At 58.4% G+C, this 21,009-nt stretch carries 26 protein-coding genes, 1 tRNA gene and 2 pseudogenes; 13 read left to right on the forward strand and 16 right to left on the reverse strand.

Going from position 1 to position 21,009, the window contains the following annotated elements; genetic code table 11:
* Positions 1-870: 870 nt before the first annotated feature.
* The 7 genes and pseudogenes from EGH25_RS11430 to glnA all read right to left on the reverse strand — a co-directional run bounded on the left by EGH25_RS11430 (position 871) and on the right by glnA (position 6,131).
* Positions 871-1,140, reverse strand: coding sequence for a type II toxin-antitoxin system RelE family toxin (locus EGH25_RS11430; RefSeq protein WP_266088692.1), 270 nt, complete (start codon positions 1,138-1,140; stop codon positions 871-873).
* Complete coding sequence (locus EGH25_RS11435) at positions 1,137-1,379, reverse strand: ribbon-helix-helix domain-containing protein (RefSeq protein ID WP_266088694.1); 243 nt, start codon at positions 1,377-1,379, stop codon at positions 1,137-1,139. The genes EGH25_RS11430 and EGH25_RS11435 overlap by 4 nt, the downstream gene beginning before the upstream one ends.
* Positions 1,380-1,515: 136 nt before the next feature.
* Positions 1,516-1,728, reverse strand: a pseudogene (locus EGH25_RS11440) (restriction endonuclease); the annotation flags it as partial.
* A 118-nt stretch (positions 1,729-1,846) separates the two neighbouring features.
* Positions 1,847-2,533, reverse strand: a pseudogene (locus tag EGH25_RS11445) (zinc-binding dehydrogenase); the annotation flags it as partial.
* A 219-nt stretch (positions 2,534-2,752) separates the two neighbouring features.
* Positions 2,753-3,124: a hypothetical protein gene (locus EGH25_RS11450; RefSeq protein ID WP_266088700.1), complete on the reverse strand. Its 372-nt coding sequence runs from the start codon at positions 3,122-3,124 to the stop codon at positions 2,753-2,755.
* A gap of 1 nt (position 3,125) precedes the next feature.
* A complete protein-coding gene (locus EGH25_RS11455) occupies positions 3,126-4,652 on the reverse strand; it encodes an aldehyde dehydrogenase family protein (RefSeq protein WP_266088702.1) in 1,527 nt (508 codons plus the stop codon).
* A gap of 147 nt (positions 4,653-4,799) precedes the next feature.
* On the reverse strand, positions 4,800-6,131 hold the full coding sequence (glnA, locus tag EGH25_RS11460) for a type I glutamate--ammonia ligase (RefSeq protein ID WP_266088704.1): 1,332 nt from the start codon (positions 6,129-6,131) through the stop codon (positions 4,800-4,802).
* A 190-nt stretch (positions 6,132-6,321) separates the two neighbouring features.
* Here glnA and lrp point away from each other — a divergent pair, with 190 nt between their 5' ends.
* From lrp to EGH25_RS11475, 3 genes are read left to right on the forward strand one after another with little or no spacing between them, the layout of a single operon-like run.
* Positions 6,322-6,774 (forward strand): HTH-type transcriptional regulator Lrp, encoded by a 453-nt coding sequence (lrp, locus tag EGH25_RS11465; protein ID WP_266088706.1) that lies wholly within the window; start codon positions 6,322-6,324, stop codon positions 6,772-6,774.
* A gap of 1 nt (position 6,775) precedes the next feature.
* Positions 6,776-7,435 carry a metal-dependent hydrolase gene (locus EGH25_RS11470; protein ID WP_266088708.1) on the forward strand — a complete coding sequence of 220 codons (660 nt, stop codon included), beginning with the start codon at positions 6,776-6,778 and terminating at the stop codon, positions 7,433-7,435.
* A 51-nt stretch (positions 7,436-7,486) separates the two neighbouring features.
* Complete coding sequence (locus EGH25_RS11475; RefSeq protein ID WP_266088710.1) at positions 7,487-8,578, forward strand: DUF373 family protein; 1,092 nt, start codon at positions 7,487-7,489, stop codon at positions 8,576-8,578.
* On the opposite strand, the gene EGH25_RS11480 is transcribed toward EGH25_RS11475, so the two are convergent.
* Both EGH25_RS11480 and EGH25_RS11485 read right to left on the reverse strand, forming a co-directional pair.
* The gene (locus EGH25_RS11480) at positions 8,579-8,893 is read right to left on the reverse strand and encodes a hypothetical protein (RefSeq protein ID WP_266088712.1); all 315 of its coding nucleotides are present in this window, start codon (positions 8,891-8,893) and stop codon (positions 8,579-8,581) included.
* A gap of 42 nt (positions 8,894-8,935) precedes the next feature.
* Entirely contained in the window at positions 8,936-9,811 is an 876-nt protein-coding gene (locus EGH25_RS11485; protein WP_266088714.1) for a polyprenyl synthetase family protein, read from the reverse strand.
* A gap of 79 nt (positions 9,812-9,890) precedes the next feature.
* Here EGH25_RS11485 and EGH25_RS11490 point away from each other — a divergent pair.
* Positions 9,891-9,974: transfer RNA gene (locus EGH25_RS11490), tRNA-Leu, on the forward strand.
* Between the two features lie 240 nt (positions 9,975-10,214).
* Here the strand turns inward: EGH25_RS11490 and EGH25_RS11495 are convergent.
* Positions 10,215-10,535 (reverse strand): hypothetical protein, encoded by a 321-nt coding sequence (locus tag EGH25_RS11495; RefSeq protein WP_266088716.1) that lies wholly within the window; start codon positions 10,533-10,535, stop codon positions 10,215-10,217.
* Between the two features lie 344 nt (positions 10,536-10,879).
* On the opposite strand from EGH25_RS11495, the gene EGH25_RS11500 reads away from it, so the two are divergent.
* The 4 genes from EGH25_RS11500 (at position 10,880) to EGH25_RS11515 (ending at position 11,994) form a co-directional block, all read left to right on the forward strand.
* Positions 10,880-11,161, forward strand: coding sequence for a helix-turn-helix domain-containing protein (locus EGH25_RS11500; protein WP_266088718.1), 282 nt, complete (start codon positions 10,880-10,882; stop codon positions 11,159-11,161).
* Between the two features lie 4 nt (positions 11,162-11,165).
* Positions 11,166-11,447 (forward strand): type II toxin-antitoxin system HicB family antitoxin, encoded by a 282-nt coding sequence (locus tag EGH25_RS11505; RefSeq protein WP_266088720.1) that lies wholly within the window; start codon positions 11,166-11,168, stop codon positions 11,445-11,447.
* On the forward strand, positions 11,448-11,669 hold the full coding sequence (locus EGH25_RS11510) for a type II toxin-antitoxin system HicA family toxin (protein ID WP_266088722.1): 222 nt from the start codon (positions 11,448-11,450) through the stop codon (positions 11,667-11,669).
* Positions 11,670-11,775: 106 nt separating this feature from the next.
* A complete protein-coding gene (locus tag EGH25_RS11515) occupies positions 11,776-11,994 on the forward strand; it encodes a hypothetical protein (RefSeq protein WP_266088724.1) in 219 nt (72 codons plus the stop codon).
* A gap of 9 nt (positions 11,995-12,003) precedes the next feature.
* Here the strand turns inward: EGH25_RS11515 and EGH25_RS11520 are convergent, their stop codons facing one another.
* Both EGH25_RS11520 and EGH25_RS11525 read right to left on the reverse strand, forming a co-directional pair.
* Complete coding sequence (locus EGH25_RS11520) at positions 12,004-12,624, reverse strand: metal-dependent hydrolase (protein ID WP_266088726.1); 621 nt, start codon at positions 12,622-12,624, stop codon at positions 12,004-12,006.
* A 112-nt stretch (positions 12,625-12,736) separates the two neighbouring features.
* Entirely contained in the window at positions 12,737-12,955 is a 219-nt protein-coding gene (locus EGH25_RS11525) for a DUF7860 family protein (RefSeq protein ID WP_266088728.1), read from the reverse strand.
* A 163-nt stretch (positions 12,956-13,118) separates the two neighbouring features.
* On the opposite strand from EGH25_RS11525, the gene EGH25_RS11530 reads away from it, so the two are divergent.
* Positions 13,119-13,295, forward strand: coding sequence for a hypothetical protein (locus EGH25_RS11530; RefSeq protein ID WP_266088730.1), 177 nt, complete (start codon positions 13,119-13,121; stop codon positions 13,293-13,295).
* Here EGH25_RS11530 and EGH25_RS11535 read toward each other — a convergent pair.
* Positions 13,288-13,740: a peroxiredoxin gene (locus EGH25_RS11535; protein WP_266088732.1), complete on the reverse strand. Its 453-nt coding sequence runs from the start codon at positions 13,738-13,740 to the stop codon at positions 13,288-13,290. The two genes, EGH25_RS11530 and EGH25_RS11535, sit on opposite strands and share 8 nt — an antisense overlap.
* Positions 13,737-13,916, reverse strand: a complete 180-nt coding sequence (locus EGH25_RS11540; RefSeq protein WP_266088734.1) for a DUF5786 family protein — start codon at positions 13,914-13,916, stop codon at positions 13,737-13,739. Before EGH25_RS11540 ends, EGH25_RS11535 begins: the two co-directional genes overlap by 4 nt.
* 71 nt (positions 13,917-13,987) lie before the next feature.
* Between EGH25_RS11540 and EGH25_RS11545 the strand changes: the two genes are divergently transcribed.
* Positions 13,988-14,275 (forward strand): amphi-Trp domain-containing protein, encoded by a 288-nt coding sequence (locus EGH25_RS11545; protein ID WP_266088736.1) that lies wholly within the window; start codon positions 13,988-13,990, stop codon positions 14,273-14,275.
* Here EGH25_RS11545 and EGH25_RS11550 read toward each other — a convergent pair.
* Complete coding sequence (locus EGH25_RS11550; protein ID WP_266088738.1) at positions 14,272-16,098, reverse strand: DNA-directed DNA polymerase II small subunit; 1,827 nt, start codon at positions 16,096-16,098, stop codon at positions 14,272-14,274. The two genes, EGH25_RS11545 and EGH25_RS11550, sit on opposite strands and share 4 nt — an antisense overlap.
* Positions 16,099-16,195: 97 nt before the next feature.
* On the opposite strand from EGH25_RS11550, the gene EGH25_RS11555 reads away from it, so the two are divergent.
* Complete coding sequence (locus tag EGH25_RS11555; RefSeq protein ID WP_266088740.1) at positions 16,196-16,864, forward strand: S26 family signal peptidase; 669 nt, start codon at positions 16,196-16,198, stop codon at positions 16,862-16,864.
* Between the two features lie 25 nt (positions 16,865-16,889).
* On the opposite strand, the gene EGH25_RS11560 is transcribed toward EGH25_RS11555, so the two are convergent.
* Positions 16,890-18,683 carry an ORC1-type DNA replication protein gene (locus EGH25_RS11560; protein ID WP_276591994.1) on the reverse strand — a complete coding sequence of 598 codons (1,794 nt, stop codon included), beginning with the start codon at positions 18,681-18,683 and terminating at the stop codon, positions 16,890-16,892.
* A gap of 1,282 nt (positions 18,684-19,965) precedes the next feature.
* Here EGH25_RS11560 and EGH25_RS11565 point away from each other — a divergent pair.
* On the forward strand, positions 19,966-20,607 hold the full coding sequence (locus EGH25_RS11565; RefSeq protein ID WP_266088742.1) for an Era-like GTP-binding protein: 642 nt from the start codon (positions 19,966-19,968) through the stop codon (positions 20,605-20,607).
* Positions 20,608-20,612: 5 nt separating this feature from the next.
* Entirely contained in the window at positions 20,613-21,008 is a 396-nt protein-coding gene (locus EGH25_RS11570; RefSeq protein ID WP_266088744.1) for a DUF2073 domain-containing protein, read from the forward strand.
* Position 21,009: the final 1 nt, after the last annotated feature.

Below are 21,009 nucleotides of genomic sequence, written 5' to 3' on the forward strand. Positions count from 1 at the left end.
CAACTCGATGTTTCCCGCTTCATTCTCCTTGCTCTAACGATACAATCCATCGCTACCTAGTGATTCACCAGAGCCAACAAAATTTCTTTGACGGCTTAGTGTCTCAGCTATCCCGGACTGCGTAGTGAGCAGAGAGAAGATGCCCGATAGTCCTTGACCCTCAGACACGGATACACGTCCGTATCGGAGTTACTGAAGAGGGAGACATAGAACGTCGTGGTTCAGCTCATAATCTTGAGCCGTACTACGCCGACAACGAGGACTGGCGTGAGGTGGCGCGTTTCGACCACAACCCCGACGCGTTGGACGGGTACGATGTCGTCGAAGAAGGTCTGCATATGGATCCGACTTTCGAAAACAGAGAGTGAGAGGGACGAGAGATTTTTCGGACACCATCCTACGTATTCGCGTCTGGGTGGTACCGTCGAGTTCTGCGTCAGCTATTTATCCGCCGTTCGGAGGTACGAAAAACTGGTAAGAGGGTACGAGAATGACCTCGGAGAAACCCGCTGAACAGGGTAAGCGTTCGTTTGAGGAGTGGCTGGTTGAGGAGACCAACACCACCCCCGAGGAGATATAGCAAAGAAAGAAAGACCGAGAAAACGATAAGGAAGAAGAGAGCCGAAGAGTAGATGTTTCCACGGAACACGCCAAAGTTCTGTTTGATAGCTCGCCATATCCGGTGTAATATATCGTCATATTATGGGGAGTCTGATCAAAAGATGTCCTATGAGGTCACTTCGGGAATTAAGGACTTGTCGGAGGGGTCAGCAATGGTGAGATTGAGGAGTTCTGATACCCGCACTGCTGTTGGAGTCTCGATATGAAGTCCGTGCCTGCGTAGTCGGAAGTCAAGTCGGTCTTGGAGGATTACGGAGGAAGATGCCTGTCGTAGACGTTGCGACGGTGACCCACAGCAAACACCCAGAGAATGTCGTCGTCGCCTTCCTTCTCCCAGTCTATCAAGGCACGGTAGTCGCCGACTCGGAGCTTGTGGTAGGCATAGTCGCTCAGAATTTCGAGTTCGCGTTCGGGGTCTTCGACAGCTTTGCGGAGGGCATCTTTAACCCTCTCCTGCGTTTTGTTGTCGAACGGTTCGAGCGTGCGTTGTCCGCTCGGTGTCAGGCGTATCTCGCTCATTCGAGTTCGCCGAGCGTCGTGTACTCGCCGCGCTCCTTCTGCTCGCTTCCCTCGCGGAGTAGTTCCTCAAACTCCTCGGAGAGGCGCACTGGTGGGTCCGTCCACGTCCGTATAGCGTCGCGAAGTGCCTCGGATCGGTTGGGGTAGCCGCGCTCCTCGTAGAGTTCGTCCACCTCGTCAAGGAGCGACTTTGGGAGGCGCAGGTTTATTTTGACCATCTCGGTTTCAGTCTTTGCCATGTTCGTGATACTCGCGTACTACATGTAAGGCTTACGCACCCACCTTTTTACTTCGTCGGATGGCTACGCCACCCGACTCGCAAAAATCCGGAGCAAAAACTACCCGCTCACTCGTCGCTACACTCCTCGCCCGCGGTTAGTCGCCGAGGGCTTCTTCGACAATCTCAGTTTCCTCGTCCGTCAGCCCGTACAGGTCGTAGACGGTTTCGTCTATCAGGGCGTCTGTGCTTTCTATCTTCTCGTCGAGTTCGTCGGCGCGCTCCTTCGTGCGTCGGTAACTCTTCGGACCGTCAACCTCGTCGGTACGCGGAAGCGTCAACTTCCGCAGGCGGTCGACGAGCGCCCTTGACGGCGACCCGCGTCTTCATACCCTCGTAAGCTTTCCGCCTTCCGGGTCATCGCCCCCGTAATCTTCGGATTCTGAGATTAACTTCGGTTTGGCTTCGATCTGTTCACGGACCGCCGGATTAGAACTCGTTACAGACCGGGAAGCCCATAGTGTCGTAGTCACTCATCGAAGCGAGAGTTTCTGGGACTTCATCGATGCCGACCGTCTCGGAGACGAGCTCCTGAGGATCAATCTTGTCAGTCTTGATCATGTCGAGCATTTCGGAGTAACGCGAAGGCTGAAGTCCGAGCGAGCCGCGGAAGTCGATCTCCTTGGCGACGAACTCGTCGGTCGGGAGCGGGATCTCGCCTTCCTCTTCAGATGTCGTCAGGCCGATCTGCACGTGACGTCCACCTTTTCCGAGAGAGTCGACTGCGTTCCGGCAGGTTGTCTCGACTCCGAGCGCGTCGACCGAACAGTCTGCACCGCCGTCTGTGATGTCGCGGACCTCTTTTGCTGGGTCGTCAACTTCGGAAGCGTTGACCGTCGTGATAGCGCCGAGTTCCTCAGCTCTCTCGAGTTTTTCATCGAAGAGATCCACACCAATGACGTTCGCACCGAGCGCATCGGCGATCTGGACAGCCGATAGTCCGATTCCACCTAGTCCGTGCACGACGACATCCTCGCCGTTGCCGACATCGCCTCGATGTGCCATGCCATGGTAAGATGTCATGAACCGACAGCCGATTCCGGCAGCCGTTTCCGGGTCAACCTCGTCCGGAAGTGGGACCGCATTGATATCTACGTTGGGAACGTAAACTGCCTCGGGGTCAACTGGTTCGAGAGACTTCGTCTCTCGTCATCACGGAAATCTTCGATTTCCGTACGACCCCGTGGCATCCGCCTTGCCAACCTGTGAACGGTAATGCATGTAAGCAAAGATACGATCCACTACACATCGTATTTACTGCCGTGATGTCAACTAGCGGTTGATCAACAGTCGAAGAGCGAAGACCCCGGTGTGACCAGCGGCACTACTCCCAGGCTACTCGGTCGGGGCGCGTTCGAAGGCGAAGGTAACCGGCTCGGTCGACCGGAGTACCTCGCCGCTGGGGTGTTGGGCTACCGCCACCGATCCCGCGTCGTGGGCGCGCGCGAACCTGCGAATCGGTGTCGGGTCGGCGAACGCGTCCGGCGCATCAACGTTGACACGGTCGGTCATCCCGCTGGTCTGGAGGCTGACCCACCCCGCGAGAGCGAGCGCTACCTTCGGGTCGCGGTCGGTTCGTTCGGGAGCGACCGCGCGGCGCAGTCGGTTGTGCATCCCCGAGGGGACGGCGTACATCGTCCTGTCGGGCGCGACCGAAACCTGCTGTGCGCGGAGCGACTCGCCCGCTTCGGGGAACGGCAGGTTCACGTCAGTCCAGACTGATGTTGACCGTCTTCGTCTGGGTGTAGTGATCGATGGCTTCCTGAGCGGTCTCACGACCGATGCCCGACTGCTTGTAACCACCGAAGGGCTGACCAGCCGGGAAGTCGTTGTAGGTGTTTACCCAGATGTTGCCAGCCTCGATATCCTTGGCGCACTGATGCGCTGCCGTCAGGTCTTCGGTGATGACGCCGGCGGCAAGCCCGTAGTCGACGTCGTTTGCCAGTTCTATCATCTCGTCGTAGTCGGACCACTCGAAGACCTCCTGGACGGGACCGAAGATCTCCTCCTGAACGGCTTTGCTGTCGTGGTCGATGTCGTCGATGAGCGTCGGCGCGACGAAACAGCCGTCGGAGAGAGCCTCGTCGTCGGGCTGGCTACCGCCGGTGACGAATGCCGCGCCCTCAGACTCGGCTTCTTCGATATAGGACATCGTGCGTTCGACCTGCTCGGCGGTGACCTTCGGTCCCAGATCCGTCGAGTCCAGCAACGGGTCGTCGACGGTCAGATCGTCAGCCGCGGCGGCGAGTTCGTCAAGGAACTCTTCCTTGATGTCCTCGTGGACGAACAGGCGGGACCCGGCACAGCAACACTCGCCGGTGTTGAAGAAGATGGCAGTAATCGTTGTCTGAACAGCCTGCTCCATGTCGGCGTCGGGGAAGACGACGAGCGGGCTCTTACCACCTAGTTCAAGCGTGATGTCGGTGATACTGTCAGCCGCACTTTTCATCACTTCGCTACCGACCTCAGTCGAGCCGGTGAACGCCAGCTTCCGGATGTCGCTGTGGTTCGAGAGCGGTTCGCCGGCATCGGGACCGAAGCCGGTGACGACGTTGACGACGCCGTCGGGGATAGCGTCGCCAGCCTCCTCCAGTAGCTTCAGGATCGACAGCGGCGTCTCCTCGGCGGGCTTGAGGACGACACAGTTCCCGGCTGAGAGCGCGGGTCCGAGTTTCCACGCGGACATCAGAAGCGGGAAGTTCCACGGGATAATCTGACCGACGACACCGTAGGGTTCCTGTATCGTCTGGACGTGACGGCTGTCGTCGGTGTTGATAGTCTGACCCTCGTGAGCGCGGGCGATGCCCGCGAAGTACCGGAGATGGTCGACGACCAGTCCGATATCGATGCGGGCTTCGGTTATGGGTTTCCCGTTGTCCAGCGACTCAAGCCGGGCGAACTCCTCTTTCTTGTCCTCGACGGCGTCAGCCATCGATTCGAGCATCGCCTGTATGTCGGCTGTCGAGAAGTCGCTGTAGGTCTCCTCGTATGCCGTCCACGCCGCGTCGACGGCGCGGTCGATATCCTCGGCGTTCCCAGCCTCAACGGACGCGAGCGTCTCGCCGGTGGTCGGGTCGACGGTCTCGAAGGTTTCGCCGGATGCGCTCTCTGCCCAGTTGCCGCCGATGTACAGGCTACGGTGGTCCGGGAGTACCTCGTTTGCGGCTTGTTCATGACGTTGCTTGATTGTGGACTTTCGCTCCGATGGAGATTGTGATGTATCGTCAACTGACATGACAACCAGGGTTTACTGTTCTCAGATATTAATAATTTACGGTATATATCGACGAGTACACTGCTCCGGTACACCGTAACACAAAGGTTTCTCGAAACACCTCTCCGGTGGCTACCGGGCCGTGGGGAGCGCGGAAAGATCCGGGATTTAGTACGTTTCGAGGTACCTGTCTATCTCCCAGTCGGAGACGTTGACGAGGTACTCGGTGAACTCCTCGTTTTTGGCTTCTACGAACTTCTCCCCGACGTGGTCGCCGAGACCGCCGAGGACGACCTCGTCGTCTTCGAGAGCGTCGACGGCGTCTCCGAGGTTCTTGGGGAGCGTCTCGATGCCGTGTTCGTCTATCTTCTCCTCATCGAAGTCGTAGATGTTCTCGCGTATCGGATCCGGAGCATCGAGGTCGCGCTCAATACCGTCGAGACCCGCGTTTATGAGCGAGGCGAAGCCGAGGTACGGGTTGCACGACGGGTCGGGGAAACGCGCCTCGATACGGGTCGCAACGGGTTCGCGCGCCGCGGGCTTACGTATCAGAGCCGACCGGTTGCGGTCTGACCACGCGACGTAGACGGGAGCCTCGTACCCGGGTACGAGACGTTTGTAGGAGTTGACGGTCGGGTTCGTAACCGCCGTGATAGCGGGCGCGTGTTCGAGTATACCTGCGAGGTACGAAAGCGCCGTCTCGCTCAGGTCGAAGTCGCCCTCACCGTGGAAGGCGTTTTCGCCGTCCTCGAACAGCGACATATGTGTATGCATACCCGACCCGTTGATACGCGGCACGGGCTTAGGCATGAACGTCGCATGGAGGTCGTGCTGTGCGGCGACTGCGCGGACGACGAACCGGAAGGTGGCGACGTTGTCGGCGGTCTTCAGGGCGTCGGCGTACTCGAAGTTTATTTCGTACTGCCCCTGTGCGACCTCGTGGTGGCTGGCTTCGATGTCGAAGCCCATCTCTTCGAGCGTGTAGATTATCTCACGCCGTACATCGCTCTGTAGATCCTTGGGTGCGAGGTCGAAGTAGCCGCCGTGGTCTGCGAACTCGGTCGTCGCATACCCATCGTCGTCTGTCTTGAACAGGAAGAACTCCGGCTCCGGAGCCATGTTGACCGTATAGCCATGCTCCTCGGCGCGTTCGAGCGCCTTCTTGAGGACGTACCGCGGGTCACCCTCGAACGGTTCGCCCGTCGACGTGTTGATTACGTCGCAGATAAGACGCGCCGCTCCGCCGTCGTCCTTGTTCCTCCACGGAAGTACGGCGAACGTCGACGGGTCGGGCTTGAGACGCATGTCGGACTCCTGTATGCGCACGAAGCCGTTTATCGACGACCCGTCGAAGTAGATACCTTCGTCGAAAGCCTTCTCCGCCTGATCCGCGGGTATCGAGACGTTCTTCACCACACCGAGTATGTCGGTGAACTGCAGACGCAGGAAGCTTATCTCTCTCTCCTCGATCTGTTTTAACACTTGCTCTTCTGTTGTCATGTTTTTGTTTATCTCCGCTCCAACAAAGCTTGTTTAGCCTTTGTTGGCTTCTTCCACACATACTTCGGAAGATGTATTATATAATAAAGCCTTTGGTTCAACAACCCCACCTATGATCGAGTATTACAAAAAACAGTCGTGAGCTAAAACCCCATGATTTAAGTAATTACCCGAAAATAAGTAAGAATACATGACGTATGACAACCTCGACCTAAAGATAATCAACCTCCTGCTCGAAGACGGGCGCGCGAGCCTGAGGAGCATCGCCGAGGAACTCGACGTATCGGTCACGACCGTAAGCAACCACCTGAAGGATATGGAGGACGAGGGTATCATCGATGGGTTCAAGCCCGTCATAAGCTACCCTGACCTCGGCTATACGGTGACGTGCGTCCTCATGATCAAGGCGGAGGGCGACAGCCTGCGTGAGCTTGTTGAGGATCTCGCGGACGAGGACTCGTTCCTCAACGTCTACGAGGTCACGGGTGACTTCGACATCATCGCAACGGGCAAGTTCAAGGACACGGAGGAGATGAACGACACGATCAAGGATCTCCTCAACAGCCCGATGGTGCGCGAGACCAACACCAACGTCGTCCTTTCGACAGTCAAGGAAGGCGAGGATATAGAGTTCGAGTACTGACGTGGGTTCGTTCGAGGAGCATATGCGGTACGGCGTCGGGGCGTACCTGCTCGCCGTCGTTGTCGCGGGCGCGGCGCTCGGATACCTCGTCTACACGGGGCGCGCGGATCTGCGACACGTCGCCGTCGGTGTCGCGGGCGGTGTCGGAGGCTTCCCGTTTGCGGTCGCGGGCGCGGGGTTCCCCGATATAGACCACCATTCAGCGAAGCCCCACCGTTTCTTTAGGAGATGGGTGTCGGTTATCGCCGGGGGCGTCGCCGTCTATTTCCTCTTCGCGTCGGGCGTCGCCACAGAGGCTGGCATCGCTGTCCTCGACGGCGTGACGACGGCTTCTGTCGTCCCTGAAGGCGTCGTCGGCGTCGGCGTATCCGCGGTGGGCGGTATCGTCGCGGGCGTATCGGCTTACATGGGTGTCGGCTTGCTCAAGCCGCCTCACCGCGGAGTGACGCATACGTTCGGAACGGGCGTCGTGGTCGCTGTCGGCGTCGGTGTCGCCGTCGGATACGGCGGGGGTGTCGTGGGTTCGGTCGTCGTTCCGTCGTCGTCAACCCTCGTCGGCGTCCTCGCGGGTTGCGTCGCCGGGGTCTCCTTCTTCGTCGGCTTCCTGAGCCATCTCCAGTGCGACGGTCTTCTCGTGGGCTTCCTTCCCGACGCGATGTAGGCGTCTGTCGTAGACAGGCTTTTATGCCGCGGGGAAGGATTCTTGATTAGCGTGCTGTTGATCATCTGTGTCGACAGGGACGACGACGTCGGCAGGAAGGCGGGCATAGGGACGCCCGTCGTCGGACGCGACGCCGTCGAGGACGCCGCACGCCGTTTCGGTGTCGCGGATCCTGAGGACAGCGACCTAAACGCGCTGTTTCAGGCGATACGTCTGTACGACGAGACCGACGAGGAAGCCGAGATCGCGCTCGTCACGGGTAGCCGGGATACGCACCGTAACGGCGACCGCGCGGTCGCGGCGCAGGTAGACGAGGTTCTCGAAGACATGGACGCGTCCTCGGCTATCGTGGTCACCGACGGCGCGGAGGACGAAGGTATCATACCTATCGTCGAGTCGCGTCTACGTATCGACGGCGTTAGCCGTACGGTAGTAAAGCAGTCGGAGAACCTCGAAAACGCGTACCACGTCCTGAAACGTCTTCTCGACGACCCCGACACGCGGGGTACGGTTCTGATACCTATCGGTATCGTCCTCCTCATATTCCCGATAAACGTGGTTATGAACCTGTTCGACCTGCCAAACGCCGCCCTCGGTATCACGGCGGGTCTTCTGGGTAGCTACTTCCTGATGAAGGGATTAGGGATGGACGAGGATATAGAGCGCCTCACCGACGCCGCGCGCGACGGTATCTACAGCGGTAAGGTCAGCCTCATAACCTACCTCGTCGCCGCGGGTCTGGTCGTCATAGGCGCGGCGAGCGGTCTACGTGAGGTACAGGAGTTTACGGCGCAGAGCGAGGCGGTTATAGAGGGTGCTGTACCCGTCGGTATGGCGTTCGTACAGGGTGCCGTAGCTTGGTTCACCACGGGGGGTATGGTTTCGAGCGTCGGACGTATAGTGGACGAGTACATACAGCGCGACGACTTTCCCCGCACCTACCTCAACGGACCTTTCTACGTCATGAGCATGGGTCTCGCGCTTCACGCCGTAAGCGGATTCATGCTCGGAAGGTTCGACGAGGTGTACCTCGCCGTCGGCGTCGTGATCTCCGTCGGTATAGGTATGGCGAGCACAGCGGTCTTCGGCGGTATCGGTGGAGGCTCTGTCAGGGACAGCGACGAGGTTGCAGAGGTAGAGTAGTTACGAAGGTACCGAGAGGTTGAGTTCCGCCTCGCCGTCGTAGAGTATCTCAGCCGACCCCGTGTCGAGGCTTTCGAACTCAACGTGCTCACCGTCGATACCGACCGAGTCGACGAGATCGTCCTGAAGCTCCTCGCTTCCGAAGAGGTAGGTGTTGATCTTGGTCGTCACAGGCGTGTCGTACCGTACGGTGACGGTCGTCTCGTTTTGAGTGTCGGTGACGGAGACGGTCTCGACGGATACAGACCCGCCATCGGCTGAGACGGGGTGTGCGAGGAGTGCGAGTAGGACGACGACGGGTACGGCTTTGTTCAAGTTATGACGAGATACGTCGGTCTTCGTATATACCTTCCCTTCTCAGTTGGAGCGGTCGACGGCGAAGCCCGTGAGCGACCGCATCTCGTCGGAGGCATCGGTGGGGTCAAGTCGATCGAGCGCCTCGGATGCGCGGTTCACGTGCTCGTCGGCGCGGTCGCGTGCAAACTCGACGGAGTCGGAGAGACGGGCATCGTTTTCGCGCGAATGGAGCGCGACGAGCGACGGACGTTCGAGAACGGCGTCCTTCCCTACGGGCTTTCCGAGAGCCTCCTCGCTCGCCGTGTAGTCGAGTACGTCGTCACGTATCTGGAACGCGACACCGAGATGGCGTCCGTAGTCACGGAGCGCACAGAGTTCGTCGTCGGAACCGTCGCCCGCGATACCACCGACCTCGCACGCGGCGACGAAGAGCGAACCCGTCTTCTTGCGCGCGAGTTCGACGTAGTCGTCGGGGACGCGGACATCGCCCGCGAGTTCCATCGCCTCGCCCTCACCGAGGTTCTTGACGGCGTCGACCATGACGGCGACTGCTTCGCGGTCGTCGATGGTTTCGAGAGCCTTACCGAGAAGGACGTTGCTCGTCAGAACCGCGGGGTCGTGCCCGAAGCCCTCGTGGACGGTCGGAACGCCACGGCGTACGTCGGAGCGGTCTATAATGTCATCGGCGACGAGCGCCGAGGTGTGGACGAACTCGACGCCGACGGCGAAACGGAGCGCGGCGTCACGCTGATCGGGTGTGGGTGAGTCGCCGGTAACCGCCTCACACGCGAGCGTCGTGAGCACGGGACGGACACGTTTCCCCCCGCTCGTCGAGACATGGACGACGGATTCGGCGAGCGAGTCGGGTTCGACCGTTGAGGCGAGCGCGCGTATCTCGTCGTTCACCTCCGCGATCCGTTCGTCGAAGCTTTCCATCGGCCGATGTACGACCGCGCGGTGCAAATACGTGACGAAAGAAAACCGTTAAGGAATTTCGGGGGTGAGTCACAGACGAGCGAGGGTAGCCAAGCCTGGAAACGGCGGCGGACTCAAGACCCGCTCCCGAAGGGGTTCGTGGGTTCAAATCCCTCCCCTCGCAGTTTTTCGAGCGAAGTGACAAAAACGAGAAGGGAGTGGATTTGAAATAGTGAACGGAGCGTCTGGCTGAACGTAGTGAAGCGAGGCAGTGAACGAGCGAGGAATGAGCGAAGTGAGCGTGAAGCGGAGTGACCGTAGTTCAGATCCCTCCCTCGTAAACGTAAGGGAGTTTCAGGTGTCTCTTGCGTTTCAAATAAATAGCCGTAGGCGTCGTGTCTGGGGGTTTCTTTGGAGGTGTGGATTAGTTACTTATACCACACCCAGCGGCGACTACTTCGTAATTCTCCCATTTCGTCATGTCTTCATACTCTTCACCTTCGCCCGGTCCCGTCGCACTGACGCAGGCGATTATTTCCATCTCGTTTTTATCGGTGTCTTCCGCAAGTTTGAGAGCCAAATCGCCTACGTCGCGCCTATTAGCGTCATTAACGGGTATATCAAATGTTCCGAGTGAGGCATCCACGATGTCTTTTACCTCTGACCTCGAATAATCTCCCTCAAAGGCTACTGACATCTGTGTGAGGGGGTCATCGGTGGTGGTTCCGTCGCCGCCGAGTAGCATTGCTCCGCCAACGATAATCAACAGTAAAACAAGCGTCGCCCCCACCTCATGCTGTTACTCCAGTGCTCGTTCCAAACTTCCTCTTCGTCGTCTTGCGACGAGTTCCCCGAAGAAGTTTCGGATTCCGAACCCAGATTAGATACCTCTTCACCGCACTCAGGACAGTAAGTTTCGGTCCCGGTTACCTCTTTGGCACACCCTGGGCAATAATCAATATTCTGTTCAAGCACCCTCTGGATTTAGTCCTTTGGTGGCTTGTGCAGGTTCTGAAGGCTCGAAAGCCTACCGACACCATCTTACAGACAGCATAAGGTTGATGTGGTGGCGGTGCGTACCGTAGCGTAATGAGTCACTTGGACAGCCACGAACGCGACGAACAAGGTAGGGTAGAGCCGCGACAGTCGGACAAAGAAGTCGTTGACGCCGTCCGTAAACACGAACCAGCGGCGACTAAGGAAGTAGCCGACGAGTTGGATATGGCACGACAGTCCGCCGACTACCGCCTTCGGAAGCTCAAAGAGGAGAAGCGTGTCAGGAGCAAGATGGTGGGTAACTCACTCGTCTGGATGGTACGGCGAAGCGAAGCTTCGCGTACTGACACGGATCCTACGGATTCGAGGAAGTGAAAGCATGAGCACCGAGTACGAGGTCGACCGTGAAATAAAACTCACGCAAGAGGGTGATTGGTGGGTAGCCAAGGACGAAGAGGAAGGCGTAGCGTCGCAGGGTGAGACGCGCGTCGAGGCACTCGAAAACCTTGACGAGGCGGTCGCACTCCACAAGGGTGAGATAGGCGACCCCATAGAAACGTGGGAAGAGGAGAAAGAGGTTCTCGAAGACCTCGGTATCGACCCTGACGAGGTCAAGAAGTCGCGTGAGGAGAACGACGAACTGCCGGAGTTCATGCGGTAGATGGTCACGCGTGACTTCTCCGGTCGTGACGTGGTGAAGGCACTCACGCGCAACAGGTTCCATGTTGTCGATCGAGAGGGTAGCCACGTCAAGCTTCGGTACGAGCATCCTACGAACGAGGACGACGTGCGCGTGGTGAGCGTTCCCCAGCACAACCGCGTCAACACCGGCACCCTTCGGAACATAGCCGAACAAGCCGGTGGTCTTCGACGAGTTCTGTGAATGGATCGACAGGAACAGGTAGGCGACCCCGTCGTCACGCGCGACCGGCGTTCTGTGGAGCGCGGACACAGAAAAAGCCTTTACACATTCGGTTCGACGTAGACGTATGAGCGAGGTCGATGAGGTCGACGACGACCTGACCGGCACGGAGACGGATACGGATGTCGGCGAGGGTTACGACGCAGAGAGGCGTCTTGTCGTCGAGTACGAGGAAGACCCTATCGAGAACTACGACACGCGTCTCCTTCTGATAGGGCTCGGTCTGTCGTTCCTCTTCGGTCTGGGTGTGGGTATAGTCGCCTTCGTGACACAGGGCGGTGTCTGATTCTCAAGCTCAGCGGAGGCGGTAAGCGGTGACGGCGTAGCCTGTGACAGCCACGACGCCGAGTGTTCCAGTGTCGAAGACGGGGAAGATACGTTCGACATCTTCGGGGGCGTCGGGTCCGGGGTCGATCCCCGTGTAGTAATGTGTATCGGCGGTGGTTCCTACGGTGTCCTCGGCGGCGACGTTCCAGCCGTCGAAAGAGACGAAGGTCTGCACGACGCCGCGTTGGTCAGAGAGGTAGAGATGTCCCGAAAGGTCGATGAACTCGTCGTGGAGCGGAAAGAGTAGGTTGACGCCGTTGTAGAAGCCGTCGACGAGGACGCCCGCGACGAGCCATCCGACGACGACACCGACGAACGCGAGTCGGTATACGTCGTCGCCGTACCGCGCACCGAGATAGCCGCGGCGGCGCGCGTCCCAGACGAGGGCGGCGGTGACGGCGAGCGGCAGGACGAGGTTGTGGAGGTACGCGCGGTGCGCCCCGCCTGCAACGAGACCGAGGAACGTATCGATGTCGGGTAGGACGGTGAAGGAGGCGACGACCGCGACAGCGCGTCTGTCGAAGCCCGCTCCCAGAACCCCTGCGGCGACGAGTAGACCGAAGCCTACGTGGACGACTGTTGAGGGCATACGTAAGAGAAAGGGCGCGCGGGCAAAGGCGTTCGGTCGGTGCGATAGGACGAGGTTGAGAAGGGGATCGGAGGGACGGCGACAAACCGTTCGGTCGAGCGGGTTCCGGCGTCTATTCGAGCGCGAGCGGTATGACACCGCCAGCCATCGCGGAGACGAAGAAGCCAGCGAGACCGAAGCCGAGGAGGTAGACGAACAGTGTTCCGAAGGGTGCGGGTAGCTCCGAAAGGACGGCGTGTCCGGCTATCTCCCCGACTGCACCGACGACGAACATACCGAAGAAGACGACGGTACCGTACTTGGCGTACCTGACGTACTCCTGTGTATCCATATCTATCCGAGAGGGACGGACGCGGATTAGGTTTACGAACCGGCGGAGGAGTCTGACGGATGCGCGCCGGAAAAGTGTACGTGTAGGAATATACTGTCTGTTGTTCAAATACTCAACCTGAGTCGGCGTTACTCTTTTCTTTGTCCAGCTATAAACCTAATACATGCATAAGATAAGACTCAACGCCGACGACGTTCTGACGGGTGCGGGTAGCTACAGGGAGAAGGTGAGTATAGACTGCCCCGTCTGTGGGGGAACAACGGGTTTCGAGACCGACGCCGAGATAGCCGAATGCGACGACTGTGGCGAGGAGTTCGGTGTAGAAAAGCCGTTTAACTAAGGGAGACGACGCCGTCGTCTACGAGATCGATGAGAACGTCACGTCCGTGTCCTTCGGGTGAGACGTTCTCGTAGACACTGTGTACGACGCCGTCGACGACGACGAAGGTCGTGCGGTCGGCGTAGCCGTTCTCGACAGAGACACCGAAGGCGTCGGCTACTTCTCCGTCGGTGTCGGCGAGAAGGTCGAACGAAAGACCATGTTCCTCGGCGAAGTCGCAGTGTGAGTCGACGGTGTCGGTTGAGACTCCGTAGACACGGACACCCGCTGTCTCGTACTCTTCCGCCTCCTTCTCAAAGCTCCGCGCCTCGGTCGTGCATCCGGGTGTTTCGTCGCGCGGGTAGAAGTAGACGACCGTGGGGGCGTCGTAGTCGAGCGGTGTTCTTTCGGCGTCCTGATTCGGCGCTTCGACGCGCGGCGGTTCGTCTCCCTCGGACAGCGTCATTCGTCTTCCTTTATATCCTGAAGCTGATCGATGAGTTCGTCCGAAGAAGCCTCTGTGTCGTAGCTAACCTCTCCGTCGTGTTTTGCATCCTGTACGCTGACGGCGTCGTCCTCATCTACGTCGCTCTCAGCCTGCTGGTTCTCCTGTTCGGATTCGTCGTAGCTTCCAAAGCCCATACGCTAAAAACGGAGCGAAGACGTAAAACCTCAGCGGAAACTGTTTAGGTTACGAGGTCGTTATCGGATACATGAGCGGTAACGAGACCGAGGACGAGAAGAGAGACATGACGGGCGGTATGTTCGAGGAGGAGTTTACGGTTTCAGCCGAGGAGGCGGGCGAGTTCCTCGTCTCACTCGGCGAGGGGATGAAGGAGGGCGACGAGGTTACGGTCGAGGGCGACGACTGGAAGATACCTTTCGGGTTCGGCGAGAGGGTAGAGGTAGAGGTCGAGTACGACGGCAACGAACCCGAACTCGAAGTCGAGGTGGAGATGGAAGGGAAGACGGAGGAGGACGAAGCCCCCGACGTTTCTTAGGGCACGAACTCCTTCATCTTGAGTTCAAGTGTCGACAGGTCGAGCACGGCGGCGTAGCCCACATCGGGCTGTATGTTCATCGACTTCTGGTACGGGGTCTGTGCCTGCCACGCACCCGTGTTGACCGTCAGGACGTTCCTGTACTCCTCCGCGCCGACCGTGTGGGTATGTCCCGTATGGAGAACGTCGGGGGGTTCGTCGATGACGAGGTAGTCCTCCTTTTCGGGCGCGAGACGGACGTCGCCGTACATGGGTGCGAGATGTCTCTTACGGAGCATCTCGACCATCGCGGTTTCGGGCGACTCGATCTCGACTTCGGGAACCGACTCGGCGAACGGGTTTAGGGACATACCGTGGTACATCAGAACGTCGACGCCCTCAACAGAGACGACAGACGGGTTTCCGTGGAAAGAGACGTTGTCGGCGAACGGTTCACGGAAACGTTCGTCGAGCGCGGGTTGGGGTTCGGCGAGACGTACGGAGTCGTGGTTTCCCGTGATGGTAACTATCTGTATGTCGTCGGGGAGTGCGTCGAACATCCCGGCGCAGTCGGCGTACTGCTCGTATATGTCGACCGTCGTGAGTTCTTCGTCCTGTCCGGGGTAGACTCCGACACCCTCGACCATGTCGCCGCCGACGAGCAGGTACTCGACGTCGTCCTGTCGTCCGAGCCAGTCGGCGAAAAGCTCCCACCGGTCGCGTACGAAGGTTTCGGAGCCTACGTGTATGTCGGAGATCAGTACCGCCTTTACGTCGCGCGACGCCGTCGACGGTTCGCGGCGTGAGGGAACCTCAGGGAAATGTACGTCGTTGACGAAGACCATGCCGGCGTCGTCGGAGAGGCGTCCCTCGACGCCTATCACCTCATCGACGACGAGTCTTTCGGCGACATCGACGAGTTCGTCGGAGAGAAGAAGACGTATCTCGCCCGTCGGATCCTCTATCTCGACGAGACGGTTGTCGCGGTCGGACGAGGTCGTCCGTACGTCGTTGACCATGCCGACGAGGGCGACGTCCTTACCGCCGCTCTCGACCGCGTCGACCGTACGCGGCTGTATACGTGACCGTAGGAGCTTAGAGAGACGGTCGAACCTGTCGCGGAAGTAGCCGACGAACTCGGCGTACTCGCCCGTGCACGTCGACTCGCCGGTTATGTCGTTGGAGACATCGACGGGTGACGGTTCGCGGTGTGTTGTCGTCGATGACGTGTCCGATGTCGGGGGCACGGTTCCGTTTGGCGACGTTTGATCCGGGGCGTTACCGTTCGACGAGGTGGGGTTCGGCGCGGTTCCGTCCGGCGACGTTGAGCTTGGCTCGGTTCCGTTGGACGAAGGGGGATTCGGCGCGTTTCCGTCGGACGACGGCGGTTTCTCCGAGGTTCCGTCCGAAGACGAAGAGACGTTCGAGGAAGAAGTCCCGTCGGAAGACGAAGAGGCGTCCGCCGGAACGTCCGCGGGCGACACAGCGCCGTCGGTGCGCGCGTCACCCGCGTTCGGCGAAGAAGGTACGTCGTCGTCCGACGCGGGGCTATCCGCGGGTCGGTCGGGCGGATCCGAGGCGGGAAGGTCGTCGGAGGAAGGGGTGTGCGTGTCGTGCGTGTCGTCGGGGTCGTCCCCGCCTTCCTCGTCGTTTCCTTCGAGCGCATCGACTACTTCGGAAACGTCGTTACGCGTGACGACGGCACCGTCGGCGTAGCGCACGAGGGCACGGACGAGAGTATCGGCGTCAGCCCTCCCCGCGATACGTGCGACAGCGTCGGGCGAGGCGTTGAGACCCTCCTCTGCGAGTCTGCGTACGACCTCGCGTTCGGAGGAGAGGGGCATGTAACGAGGTTCCGTCCCAGCGGTAATGTATCTTGTGGGACGGACGGGGGGACAGCCGGAAAGGTAAAGGGGACGTTCGTAGTAGTATGGGGTACTAATGGGCGACGACGAAGGATTAGAGCGTGTGGACGAGGAGAAGAGCGCGCGCGAGATGGTGCGGGAGTTCAGGAACGACCCTATCATAAAGCTCATAGAGGACATCGTAATCTCTGTAGCTATCGTAGGGGGTATAGCGCTGGTACTTTACGGTGTCTCGGGTATCTGGCCTCCCATGGTCGCGATCGAGAGCGGAAGCATGGAGCCGGGTATGAGCGCGGGCGACATCGTCTTCATCGTGAGTCCGGGGAACTTCGTGCCTGACGGCGTCGAGAGCCACCAAGGTATAGTGACCCACGAACAGGGCGAAGAGGCGGGGTACGAGAAGTTCGGCGACTACGGCGACGCTATCGTATACCGACCCGACGGTAGCGAGGAGAGGACGGCGATAATACACCGTGCGATGTTCTACGTCGAGGAGGGTGAGCGTTGGCAGACGACCGACGGGGAGACAAAGGTAGCGCCCCACGACGGCTTCGTAACGAAGGGGGACGCGAACGAGGAGTACGATCAGAATCAGGGTCTGAGTAGCGTTGTAAAAGCCGACTGGGTTCAGGGTAAGGCGCAGTACCGCGTGCCACTCATAGGTAACCTACGTCTGCTGTTCCCGTCGTCGGTGCATCCCGGAGAGGGATCGTCGTTGAATCCGGACGGTATATATCCGTCGTAGGTGTAGGGTAAGTTAGAACCGGAGGTCATCCATCGGTATCGTCGAGACGCGACTGTACGGCGTCGGCGAAGTTGGCGTCGTCGAGGGCGGCGAGGCGTGAGTCTTCGAGTATGACGCGTTTTGTCTCGTCGACGGGGACGCTGAGCGAGATCTCGCGCGTACGTCCGTAACGCCCCTTGGAGACGACGACGGAGTTAACGACGCCGAGCATGTCGAGTTCGCTTATGAGGTCGGTGACACGGCGCTGTGTGAGCGAGTCCATGCTTATCTCCGAACAGACGCGTGTGTACGTGTTGTAGACCTCGCCCGTGTTCATCTTGGCACCAGCCTCCTGTGCGAGCACGATTATGCTGTACAGAACGACCTTCGACTGGGCGGGGAGCGTACGGACGACCTCGACGATACGGTTTAGCTCGATACGATCCTGCGCCTCACGTACGTGTTCCTCGGTGACGCGATCCGTCTTCGACCGTTCGGCGACCTCGCCCGCGGCGCGGAGGAGATCGAGCGCGCGCCTCGCGTCGCCGTGTTCCTTAGCGGCGAAGGCGGCGCAGAGGGGTATAACGTCGTTCGACAGCACGTCGTCCTCGAACGCTATCTCGGAGCGCTGTTCGAGTATGTCGCGTAGCTGGTTGGCGTTGTAAGGCGGGAAGACGATGTCCTCCTCGCCGAGAGAAGACCTTACGCGCGGGTCGAGGAGTTCGGTGAACTGTACGTCGTTGGATATACCGATGATGGAGACACGCGCGTTGTCGAGGTCGGAGTTCATACGCGAAAGATTGTACAGCGTGTCGTCACCCGACTTCTCAACGAGCTTGTCGATCTCGTCTAACATCACGACGACGACACGTTCGCGCGAGTCGACAGCCTCGAAGAAAGCGTCGTACACGCGATCCGTGGGCCATCCCGTCATGGGAACGTCGTCGCGCCCGAACTCCTGCGCCAGCCGCGCGAGGACACGGTACTGTGTATCGACCTGCTCGCAGTTGATGTACTCGACCTTACACGGTATCTCGGTGTCCTCGCTCGTCTCCTGTAGCTCGTTCGCGACGTACTTTGCGCTCGCCGTCTTTCCCGTCCCCGTCTTACCGTAGATGAGTATGTTTGACGGTGTTTCGCCACGTAGAGCGGGTACGAGCGAACGCGCCATCGTGTTTACCTGAGAGTCGCGGTGGGGTAGCTTGTTAGGTGTGTACGACGGTCTGAGAACCTCCTTGTCGGAGAAGATAGGATCGACCTCAAGGAACTCCTCGAAAAGACGCCCTTCGTCATCCGTATCCGAGTCCGAAAACGGGGAGGATACGGGGTCTTGTGAGAGGTCGGACTCTTCCGAGAGGTTCCGGGTCACGTCGACGTAGTCGGCGTCTCCGTCTCCGTCTTCGTCATCCCCGTCCCCATCTTCGTCACCCGTACCGGGGTTAGACGATCGGGTTCGTGTAACGGTGTTAGAGCTATCCGGATCTTCCGAACTGTCTTCATCGGAAACTTCGTATTTCGAAGCGGATTCATCCGAAACACCGTCCTCCGAGCTTTCGTTGGCTAAAACGCCGTCTTCCGAACCTTCGTCAGCCGAAAGATCGTTCTCCGATACTCCGTTTTCCATAGCTCCGTCTTCCGATGCTCCGTTAGCCATAGCCGCATCTTCCGAACCCGGTTCATCCGGAGCTTCGTCCTCCGGAGCTGATTCTTCCGAAGCGGGGTCGGTACCGGGATCAGTATCGGTGTCAGTAGCTACGTCGGTGTTAACCCCCGTATCAGCATCAGTACCGGTATCAGTACCGGTGTTGATGTTAGCCTCGGTGCCGTTCTCGTCCCCCATCTTACGCCTCACCACCCTTATTCATATCTTTCACCCTATTTTCACGTATACCGCGTTCGTTCAGATACCGCATTCAGTCGGATGGAGACGGTGTTTCGTACGAAGCCGATTTTATTTCGTACGAAGCCGATTTCTACATGCCGATTTCTACGTACCGGTTTCGGGGTTCACCACGCTTTCTCAGCCTCCGTTTCCGGATCCGGTTTATTCAGTCTCCCCTACTTAGTCTCCCCGGCTCAGTTCCTTTCGGAGCCACCGGAGCCATCACACGCACCATCCTTCGAGAGCGCGAAGGGAACCGAGTTTGAACCCCGAACGCGTTGTGAGACTTGAACCCGGATCGGTCCGAGTACGCCCCATCCGTCATCCACTCGAAACAAAGGTAACCGGTGGGTTAAATATCTTCTGATGAACCTGAAACGACGCCCGGATTTAGGGGCGCAGATATCCAAACGGAGAGGAAAACGCCAGACATAGCGCGGTAAATCAGGTTAGATGAGGGGTAGAACAGATATACCTCGTCCTTAGCTACTCTAAACCGGGGTGGATTTCCTTCTGAACACCCTAACACCCCCACCCCTTTGTTTCGGGTGGAGACCGTGAGTAGGGCGGGCGGGGTAGGGGAGGGTGGTAGGAGAGGGTGGTGAGTAAAGACTAAATTATAGTGGGTAGAGACTGGATTATAGTGGGTAGAGACTAGATGGATGAGGAGAACTAAACTTGGCGTTGAAGTAGAGGGGGAGAAATAGATAACCGAGTGAGATGGAGAGAGATCAGATGTGGAGAGATTAGATGGCGATAAATGGTGATAAATAGTGATAGATAATGATAGATAATAGAAGTTAGGAAGCAGAGGTTGAGGGTTGGGAAGCAGAGGTTAAGACGATGAAGATCAGGAGAGAAACTACTTTCGTCTGACCGTAGACGGAACAAGTTGTGTACGAAAACAAAAAGCTTTATACCCAAGGTTACACACTGTATCCAGTGTAAGCACAACCTCACGCTAAATGTAAGGTTGCTGACATTTATCAATATGAAATAAACTGATCACATCCACTACCCCCCTCCCTACCCCGTCATTTCCTTCTCCACTCGAAACGAAGGGGTGGGGGTGTTCCCCGGTTTCTGACACATTATCTCCCGCTCCTCCGTATCTTCGTCCGTTCCTCTCATCCCCTTCCATTTCCTAAGTTGCGTATGACCGGCGTCTGACGCAGATTTATAACTCTTCGTTTTGGATTTCAACTACCGTACGACGCCGGACAGCCACGGCAGGGATAACATGGGTATACTAACTGAAATAAAAGACAGCATATCCCAGACTGTAAACGGGATATTCGCAGACGAAGGTACCGCGCGTATCGGTATCTACGGTCCGCCAAACGCGGGCAAGACGACGCTCGCAAACCGGATTGCGCGCGACTGGACGGGCGAAGCGATGGGTGCCGAGTCGCAGATACCGCACGAAACAAGAAGGGCGCACCGTAAGGAGGACGTTACCATAGAGCGCGACGGCAACTCGGTCACGCTCGATATCGTCGACACGCCGGGTGTGACCACCAAGGTAGACTACCAGGAGTTCGTCGACTTCGGTATGGAGGAGGACGACGCCGTCGAACGTTCGCGTGAGGCTACCGAGGGTGTCGCAGAGGCGATGCACTGGCTAAAGGAGGATATCGACGGCGTTATCTACGTCCTCGACTCGTCTCTCGACCCTTTCACACAGGTCAACACGATGCTGACCGGAATCATTGAGTCGCGCGACCTACCCGTCCTGATAATAGCCAACAAGGTCGACCTCGGCGACGCCTCTCCGGGACGTATCAAGCAGGCGTTCCCTCAGCACGAAACCGTGCCTATCAGCGGTCAGGAGGGCGATAACGTCGACGAACTCTACGAGAAGATCGCAGAGGAGTTCGGGTGATAACGATGCCGGAACAGATAGAGTCCGACGGTGCGGACGGAAACGGTGGCGGCGTCCAGATAGACATGATAAGCTCCGGAAGGATGGACGGTATGACGAGTATGGAGAAGATACGTCTCATACTCGACGGTGTGAGGGACGGCAAGGTCGTCATACTCGAATCCGGTCTTTCGCCCGAAGAGGAGTCGAAGCTCATAGAGGTCACCATGACCGAGATATCACCCGACGGATTCTCGGGTATCGAGATCGAGTCGTACCCCAAGGAGTCGGCGAACCCCGGTATACTCGACAGGCTGTTCGGCGACGACGACTCAAAGATGACCGTCATAGGACCCGCGAACCAGATAGAGACGCTTCACAAGGACAGCGAACTCATAAGCGCCGTCGTCTCGGCGAGGTGAA

Source organism: Halorutilus salinus, assembly GCF_026242195.1.
GTDB lineage: Archaea > Halobacteriota > Halobacteria > Halobacteriales > Halorutilaceae > Halorutilus > Halorutilus salinus.

Bases quoted from the DNA above. Each gene is read 5' to 3' on its own strand.
- EGH25_RS11530 (WP_266088730.1), top strand. From the start codon at position 13,119: ATGCATAAGATAAGACTCAACGCCGACGACGTTCTGACGGGTGCGGGT.
- EGH25_RS11540 (WP_266088734.1), bottom strand. From the start codon at position 13,916: ATGGGCTTTGGAAGCTACGACGAATCCGAACAGGAGAACCAGCAGGCT.
- EGH25_RS11565 (WP_266088742.1), top strand. From the start codon at position 19,966: ATGGGTATACTAACTGAAATAAAAGACAGCATATCCCAGACTGTAAAC.
- EGH25_RS11485 (WP_266088714.1), bottom strand. From the start codon at position 9,811: ATGGAAAGCTTCGACGAACGGATCGCGGAGGTGAACGACGAGATACGC.
- EGH25_RS11570 (WP_266088744.1), top strand. From the start codon at position 20,613: ATGCCGGAACAGATAGAGTCCGACGGTGCGGACGGAAACGGTGGCGGC.
- EGH25_RS11555 (WP_266088740.1), top strand. From the start codon at position 16,196: ATGGGCGACGACGAAGGATTAGAGCGTGTGGACGAGGAGAAGAGCGCG.
- EGH25_RS11455 (WP_266088702.1), bottom strand. From the start codon at position 4,652: ATGTCAGTTGACGATACATCACAATCTCCATCGGAGCGAAAGTCCACA.
- EGH25_RS11500 (WP_266088718.1), top strand. From the start codon at position 10,880: ATGAGTCACTTGGACAGCCACGAACGCGACGAACAAGGTAGGGTAGAG.
- EGH25_RS11435 (WP_266088694.1), bottom strand. From the start codon at position 1,379: ATGGCAAAGACTGAAACCGAGATGGTCAAAATAAACCTGCGCCTCCCA.
- EGH25_RS11505 (WP_266088720.1), top strand. From the start codon at position 11,166: ATGAGCACCGAGTACGAGGTCGACCGTGAAATAAAACTCACGCAAGAG.
- EGH25_RS11525 (WP_266088728.1), bottom strand. From the start codon at position 12,955: ATGGATACACAGGAGTACGTCAGGTACGCCAAGTACGGTACCGTCGTC.
- glnA (WP_266088704.1), bottom strand. From the start codon at position 6,131: ATGACAACAGAAGAGCAAGTGTTAAAACAGATCGAGGAGAGAGAGATA.
- EGH25_RS11495 (WP_266088716.1), bottom strand. From the start codon at position 10,535: ATGCTACTCGGCGGCGACGGAACCACCACCGATGACCCCCTCACACAG.
- EGH25_RS11560 (WP_276591994.1), bottom strand. From the start codon at position 18,683: ATGGGGGACGAGAACGGCACCGAGGCTAACATCAACACCGGTACTGAT.
- EGH25_RS11515 (WP_266088724.1), top strand. From the start codon at position 11,776: ATGAGCGAGGTCGATGAGGTCGACGACGACCTGACCGGCACGGAGACG.
- EGH25_RS11535 (WP_266088732.1), bottom strand. From the start codon at position 13,740: ATGACGCTGTCCGAGGGAGACGAACCGCCGCGCGTCGAAGCGCCGAAT.
- EGH25_RS11550 (WP_266088738.1), bottom strand. From the start codon at position 16,098: ATGCCCCTCTCCTCCGAACGCGAGGTCGTACGCAGACTCGCAGAGGAG.
- lrp (WP_266088706.1), top strand. From the start codon at position 6,322: ATGACGTATGACAACCTCGACCTAAAGATAATCAACCTCCTGCTCGAA.
- EGH25_RS11430 (WP_266088692.1), bottom strand. From the start codon at position 1,140: ATGAGCGAGATACGCCTGACACCGAGCGGACAACGCACGCTCGAACCG.
- EGH25_RS11545 (WP_266088736.1), top strand. From the start codon at position 13,988: ATGAGCGGTAACGAGACCGAGGACGAGAAGAGAGACATGACGGGCGGT.
- EGH25_RS11520 (WP_266088726.1), bottom strand. From the start codon at position 12,624: ATGCCCTCAACAGTCGTCCACGTAGGCTTCGGTCTACTCGTCGCCGCA.
- EGH25_RS11510 (WP_266088722.1), top strand. From the start codon at position 11,448: ATGGTCACGCGTGACTTCTCCGGTCGTGACGTGGTGAAGGCACTCACG.